8 protein-coding genes are annotated in these 6,085 nt (G+C 63.4%); 2 read left to right on the top strand and 6 right to left on the bottom strand.

Annotated elements, in window-relative coordinates:
- Positions 1–979: ParB/RepB/Spo0J family partition protein (locus tag QZ332_RS08430; protein ID WP_295764392.1), on the bottom strand; the 979-nt coding region annotated here is incomplete at its 3' end.
- A gap of 145 nt (positions 980–1,124) precedes the next feature.
- A complete protein-coding gene (locus QZ332_RS08425; RefSeq protein WP_295764390.1) occupies positions 1,125–1,604 on the bottom strand; it encodes a hypothetical protein in 480 nt (159 codons plus the stop codon).
- Between the two features lie 276 nt (positions 1,605–1,880).
- Here QZ332_RS08425 and QZ332_RS08420 point away from each other — a divergent pair, with 276 nt between their 5' ends.
- Both QZ332_RS08420 and QZ332_RS08415 read left to right on the top strand, forming a co-directional pair.
- On the top strand, positions 1,881–2,717 hold the full coding sequence (locus QZ332_RS08420; protein WP_295764388.1) for a hypothetical protein: 837 nt from the start codon (positions 1,881–1,883) through the stop codon (positions 2,715–2,717).
- 46 nt (positions 2,718–2,763) lie between these two features.
- Positions 2,764–3,489, top strand: a complete 726-nt coding sequence (locus QZ332_RS08415; RefSeq protein WP_295764387.1) for an N-acetylmuramoyl-L-alanine amidase family protein — start codon at positions 2,764–2,766, stop codon at positions 3,487–3,489.
- A 479-nt stretch (positions 3,490–3,968) separates the two neighbouring features.
- On the opposite strand, the gene QZ332_RS08410 is transcribed toward QZ332_RS08415, so the two are convergent.
- From QZ332_RS08410 to QZ332_RS08395, 4 genes are all read right to left on the bottom strand, one after another.
- Positions 3,969–4,190, bottom strand: coding sequence for a hypothetical protein (locus QZ332_RS08410; RefSeq protein WP_295764386.1), 222 nt, complete (start codon positions 4,188–4,190; stop codon positions 3,969–3,971).
- 134 nt (positions 4,191–4,324) lie between these two features.
- Complete coding sequence (locus tag QZ332_RS08405) at positions 4,325–4,609, bottom strand: branched-chain amino acid ABC transporter permease (RefSeq protein WP_295764385.1); 285 nt, start codon at positions 4,607–4,609, stop codon at positions 4,325–4,327.
- Positions 4,610–4,851: 242 nt separating this feature from the next.
- Entirely contained in the window at positions 4,852–5,085 is a 234-nt protein-coding gene (locus tag QZ332_RS08400; RefSeq protein ID WP_295764384.1) for an acyl carrier protein, read from the bottom strand.
- Between the two features lie 459 nt (positions 5,086–5,544).
- Positions 5,545–6,048, bottom strand: coding sequence for an HD domain-containing protein (locus tag QZ332_RS08395; protein ID WP_295764383.1), 504 nt, complete (start codon positions 6,046–6,048; stop codon positions 5,545–5,547).
- Between the last annotated feature and the right edge of the window lie 37 nt (positions 6,049–6,085).

Raw genomic sequence — 6,085 nt, 5'->3', positions numbered from 1 at the left:
TCTCCCGCAGCTTCTTGGCCTGGGCCTTGGAGGGGGACGACTGCTGCCCCTCAATGGACACGGCGATATACTTTTGGTGTTCCTCCCTGATACGGGAAATCTCCACGGCGGGGGTAAAGGACAGCTTGCCGCCGTCCATGAACTGTTTCAGCTCCGGCACAAGGTCATTCAGATAAATGTACCGCTGCACCGTCTTTCCGCTCATGCCGTTGCGCTCGCCCACCTTGTCCAGAGACAGCTTGCCCAGGTCCGCGCCGTCGCCCCGCGTCCCCTGGTGCTTGATGGCCTCATACTGCTGCTTCAAGGCCGCCGCCTTTTCGCTGGGCAAAATCGTTTCCCGGTGGCGCAGGTTGTCGTCCGTCATAGCAAGGACGGCTTCATCGTCCGTCATGTTGCGGACGATACAGGGCATATTTTTGTACCCCGCCAGCTCGCTTGCCCGCTGCCGCCGGTGGCCCGCTATGATCTCATAGCCCCCGCCCTCACGGGGACGCACCAGGGCGGGCTGGTGGACGCCGCCTGCCTGCACAGACGACACCAGCCCTTTCATTTCATTGTCGTCCCGGACGCCGAACGGGTGATTCTGGAACGGGTGGAGCTGGTCGAGGTCCAGATAGACGATCTCCTCTTTTTCAGCGCGGGAGGCGTCCTTGGGCTGGGGCGGCGGTTCCGGCGCGGGCGCAGGCGGTGGCGGGGCCTCCTCTTTGGCCGGGCCGGACTTCCCGGCGGCCTTGCCCTGTTTGGGGGCCTTGGCCACCTTGCCAGCACCGCCCCCGCCGGGGGTCTGTTTCTCCGCCTTGGGCGGACGGCCCATGCGCTTGGGCTTCCCACCCTGGGCCGGGGCCTCCTTGTTCTTGGGACGGCGGCCACGGCGGGGCTTCTGCTCCGGCTGCTTCTGGGGCTTCTCCCACTCCTGCCCGCCCTCCGGGGCCGGGGTTTTAGCAGGAATACCGTCCTCGTGCGCTGTCTGGTGAGACATGATCTTATCAATCAAATCCCCGGAAATGTCGATTACATTTCCGGTAGTACGTCCCAGCACAGGGGCATCAGCATCCAGTTTGATTTGCTCCTGTATTCCAGCGTCTGGAATTTGGGACTGTTCCTCGTTTAGAGAGAGCTGGGTTTTATCCTCTGCCACTTGCTAACCTCCTTTTCATACCGCTTGTCATTGTATATGAAAACACCACCCATAGTCTCCATAGGGCGGTGTTCCATGTAATGTGATAGATTTTATTGTCATATTGTAAGGATTTTTGCGGTTTAGTGCGCTTTCCTATTAAAAACGTCCCGGTGGGGCCGGTGGGGCCCTGCATGGGAGAGGCCGTCAGCGCCCCCTGCATCTTCGCTTTCAAGAAGAGCTGGTTCTGGACGGCGGTCTCCAGCATGCTGCGGACGCTCTCGTTGGCGGACAGCACGTCGCTGACCGTGGCGGGAGGACCGCTGAGGCCGGGCAGGGTACCGAGGATATATTGCAGCTTCTCGCCCTCGGCGTTGAGGATATGGCTCAGTCCGAGCTCCTCCATGGCGATGGAGGAGAGGATCTGATTGACCGCGGCTTCCCGCTCGATGGGCGGGTCGGCCACGGGGAAACTAGGCAGAGACATAAGAGAGGATCTCCTTTCAGATGTCAGATGAGAGACGCGCGCCCAAGGCGCGCCGGCACGGCGCGGCGGAAGAGGAGCCCTCCGCGGGGCCGCGCCCTGGATAGTGTATGTGTCCGCCGGCCGGAGAGTTCCTGCTGGAACAGAGCCGCCCCGGCCGTCATAGAGTAGAACAGCGGCATGGTCACCTTGCCGCGCATCCTCGTTCCGGCACTGCCCGGAACGCATCATGGAGTCTTGAATATGTCGATGCCTTCCTTTCCGCCCAACGGGGCGGATATGACACGAGAGGAAGCTCTGACCATGATCATCGCGTCCATCGCCATGGAGGAGCTTGCCCTGAGCCATATCCTCAACGCCGAGGGCGAGAAGCTGCAATATATCTTAGGGACCTTGCCGGGCACGCGCCCCTGCGCCTGTCCGCAGGACGTGCTGGCCGTCAACAAAAGCGTGACCGCCCTTGTCGAGGCGGTCACCCAGGAGCAGATGCTGCTGAAAAACAAATTGAGCCAGGTGCTGGAGTCCTGCCCGCTCCCCCCGGCGGCGCCTCCGCCCTGCCGGCCGGAGCCCCGCCCCCCGGAGCCCTGTCCTCCGCCGCCCTGTCCCGGTACGCCCCCATGCCCCCCGCCGTGTCCGTCCCCCTGTCCCCCGCCCCGTCCGGCCCTCCATAGGGCGCCGGCCTGTGGAGGCAGCACCCTCCAGCTGGCAGTCCGGCGGGAGGGGTCGGTGTGGGATCCGGGCAGCCGCCTGACTTGGAGGAAGCGGAGCCGGTCGGGGAAAGCCATCCGCTGGGAGGAGTGCGGCCCCTCCGAGATCTATCTGAGCCCAGGGAAAACTTACGCGGTCCAGTGCACACTGAACGTCCGCTCCGCGGCTCCGGCAGGAGGGTCAGGGACGATCCTCCTCAAGCAGTCGCCCTGCGGGATGTTCACAGACGCGCTGCCGCTGTGTTTCTCGATGGGAGATCTGACCCACGGCCCCCGGACCCTGCATATGGCCTCCTTGCTGCATCCCTGTTCGGACCGGGGATGCGAGGCATGCCTGTCCCTGGTGCTGGATGCCAAAAGCGCCCTATGCGTGGAGGGCGCCGTGATGGACGTTGCAGAGCTGCCATGAGCGGGCCTGCCGGTGACCGGCGGGGCCCAAAGGAGGTGTTTACACTGTGGATACTAAACAAGGACCGGCGATAAAAGAGCAGCTGGCAGACCCGGGCAACTATGGCGGGGAGCGGACCGCAGACCAGATCCGGTATCTGGTGATCCACTATACCGGGAACGACGGGGATACCGCGGCGAACAACGCGGCCTACTATCAAAGGACCGTGGTGCAGGCCAGCGCCCACTACTTCGTGGACGACACTGCCATCTATCGCTCTGTGCCGGATCTCTGCGTGGCCTGGGCCGTAGGCGGGGAAAAATACGCCGACGTCGAAGAGACCGGCGGCGGGACCATGTACCACATCGTCAGCAACTCGAACTCCGTCAGCGTGGAGCTTTGCGACACGGTGCAGGACGGGACCTACCAGGCCACGGAGGCCACGCTGGAAAATGCGTTCGCCTTGTGCCGGGAGCTGATGGCGAAGTATCATATCCCGCTCGGGAACGTTTACCGGCACTTCGACGTGACCGGGAAGCACTGCCCGGCCTACTTCATGGATCCGGAGAAGTGGGCGGAGTTCAAGAGGAGACTGGAGGTGTGGGAGGCCATGGACAACGACCCGAGCCCCGCCCATAAGGAGGGCGTGGAGTGGGCCCTGGAGGAGGGGATCCTCTTCGGGGACGAGGATGGGGATCTGATGCTCCACCAGGGGCTGACACGGGAGCAGTTCTGCACCATGCTGAAGCGCTGGAGCGACCGGATGGAGCAGAGCGCACCCGCAGCGCCTTAAAAAGCCGGGGCGGCCCGCCGGTATGGAAGATCCATGCCTGCCGTCCCCGGAGCGCCGGATGGACCTGGGGCGGCGAAGCAGGCGAACGCATCCATCGGGGACATCCGTCAAGAACGGGCTCCCGCCGGTAAGACCGGCGGGAGCCCTTGGCTCGTCGATCGGGCGGCTCCGCCGCGGGCCTCGTCCGCCTCCTGACCGAAGGCCGTGTCCCGCGGTCCCCGCGCCGCCCACCTTAGGAGGGTGCTCCCGGCCGCGCCGGCCAGATGCGTCCCGCGGGGGATGGCGGAGCTCACAGACGTCTCAGACACAGGACCTTGGTGAGATCCTGTGTCTGAGATGTGGATCTGGATCGGTCTTCGGGACCGGATCTCACGCCCTCCGATGGGCTCCACCGGCATTCGCGGAAGATCCGGCCGTCTCGACGGATGCCGCGCGGACCGGAGGCGCTCCCCGGCAAAGGATGAAAAAACGGTCCCGGTTCACGCCTTCTCGCCCGCAGCCTTCCTGGCTCCCTCCGCATCCACTTTGCCCTCGGTGATGATGTAGGACACCACGGAAGCCACCGATACCACAGCGCCCGCTACGGAGCTGATCGTACCCTCGTCCAGTCCGAACACCATGGCCAGGCCCGTGACGATGCCCGCCGCCGCGGCCCAAAGCTTCCGGGAACTCAGCTTTCGTTTCCAGTCGATCTGATTCATAACGTACCATCCCTCATATCGTAAGATCGGCAGATACTTCGAAGCAAGCCGGCCCCGTATGCCCCGCCTTGGCCGGCAGACACGCAAGAGCCTGCGGAGCGGCCTCCGCGAAGCGGCAGGGCCCCCCTCGCCGTTCAGCCCTCTTCGTCATGCGCGGCCTGATTGAGGTGCTCTTCTATCCTGTCCATGGCTTCCGTGACCGGGCCGTTGCAGCCCTGCTCCTTCAAGCCCTTCAGACAGGCCAGCAGTCCATAGCAGATCAGGGTCTGCTCCTTGCGGATCGACTTCAGCTCCTCCGCCTGTCTCCTGCTCCGCTGGACGAATTTGAAGCACCAAAGGACCACACCGCCTATCACGCCCAGCGCGGACAGGAGTTCTGCCAGCATCACGACGGCATCCGTACCAATGGTCATCTCCATGCTCAGTCCTCCTCTCTAACGCCGCATCGGACGCCGCTCCTTGACGGGACGGCGATCCATCCGCACGTTCAAGCGGCGGCCGGGGCCGGAGCGTCCCGGCAAGATCTCGATCGCCGCCGTCCTATCCTATGACGGGAAGGGCGATCTGGTCCCAGCCGGGACCTGCCGGGCGGCAGATGCGCCGGCAGCCCCTCTCGATCCCTGAAGGCTCCTCTAATGACGGTCCCCGCGCTCCATCCCCCTCAAATGAGGTCCCGGACCGCTCTTGCGATGTCGCCCACGGTCTCCATCGAGACGATCTGCTCTACATCGAATTGGATGCCGAACTCATCTTCCAGCAGCGAAAGCAGGTTGATATGCTGCAGCGAGTCCCACCCCTCCACTTCGTCGGGGGTCGTCCCCTCGTCCACCGTCAGGTCCTTACCGGGGAAAACGATCTTGAAGACCTTATCGATCCGTTCCATGACACTGTCCATGCCGCTCAGCGCTCCTTCCATACCACTTCGATCTGATGCTTGCTGCATGCTCTCTTCAATCCTGCCAGATCCGAGCACTCGAAGGCGGCAGGAGCCGTCCCTCCCCCCTGCCCGATCTCATGGAAGCCCCTTTCCAATCGGTGGAGACTCGGACGTATCCGTATTCCATCTCGCTCCTCCCTTTCCTGACAGCTTTATTTTTGAGGAGCCATGGGTCCCTCGCAATTTGAAATTATAGCAGAGGATGCAAAAGCGGCTGTCCCCTTGAAACGGGACAGCCGCTTTGTGGTATATCCGATCCCCCGTCCGGCCGGGAGCACAGACCGCCTCCCTGCATCCGGGCCGTCGCCCCCTCCCGTGCCGCCGACAGGGGCGCGACCCGGCGCCGACAAGGAGGCCGGGACAGGGAGGCCCCCGCCTTTCGAGGGGAGGCTCGAAAAGCGGGGGCCATGCGGACGGTCACTCGCAGGCTTGCGGGAAGTGGAGCCGGAAGAGCCGCTTACCGGCATCGGTCTTGAAAATGGAGCGGTAGACCGACCGCTGAACGTCTGCCGGTTCGCCCTTCTCGTAAAGGTTCACCAAAAAATCCGCCTCCACCAAGATCTGATGGTCCAGCTCTTGGATATCGCTGTAAGTATGGTGATGCGCGATCAGCCAGCAGGCCCTGTCGATGACGTCCCGGGGCAGGCCCAGCTCCGTCAGCAGCCGGTCCGCCTCCGCAGGTCCCAGCTCCTCCTGGTATTTGCCGATGGAAGAGCCATAGACCTCCTCCGCTTTGCGGATGCCTATGTCGTGGACCGCGGCCGTGTGCTCCAGGATCAGCATCGTGCGGGGGTCCAGCCCTTCGGCCTGGCCGATCAGCCTGGCGAACAGATAGACCTTGAGCAGATGCTGGATGCGCTTTGGAGCGCCGGCGTCGTACTCGATGATCGCGTTCAGCGTTTTTTCGATCGGGTATCCCATAAAGACCTCCTCTTCTCGATACCATTCAGAATGCCAT

It is taken from the genome of uncultured Oscillibacter sp. (assembly GCF_910584465.1).
GTDB lineage: Bacteria > Bacillota > Clostridia > Oscillospirales > Oscillospiraceae > Oscillibacter.
Note: the sequence above shows the minus strand (reverse complement) of the source record. Positions and strands in the feature narration are given on the sequence as shown.

Bases quoted from the DNA above. Each gene is read 5' to 3' on its own strand.
- QZ332_RS08410 (WP_295764386.1), bottom strand. From the start codon at position 4,190: ATGAATCAGATCGACTGGAAACGAAAGCTGAGTTCCCGGAAGCTTTGG.
- QZ332_RS08405 (WP_295764385.1), bottom strand. From the start codon at position 4,609: ATGGAGATGACCATTGGTACGGATGCCGTCGTGATGCTGGCAGAACTC.
- QZ332_RS08395 (WP_295764383.1), bottom strand. From the start codon at position 6,048: ATGGGATACCCGATCGAAAAAACGCTGAACGCGATCATCGAGTACGAC.
- QZ332_RS08425 (WP_295764390.1), bottom strand. From the start codon at position 1,604: ATGTCTCTGCCTAGTTTCCCCGTGGCCGACCCGCCCATCGAGCGGGAA.
- QZ332_RS08400 (WP_295764384.1), bottom strand. From the start codon at position 5,085: ATGGACAGTGTCATGGAACGGATCGATAAGGTCTTCAAGATCGTTTTC.
- QZ332_RS08420 (WP_295764388.1), top strand. From the start codon at position 1,881: ATGACACGAGAGGAAGCTCTGACCATGATCATCGCGTCCATCGCCATG.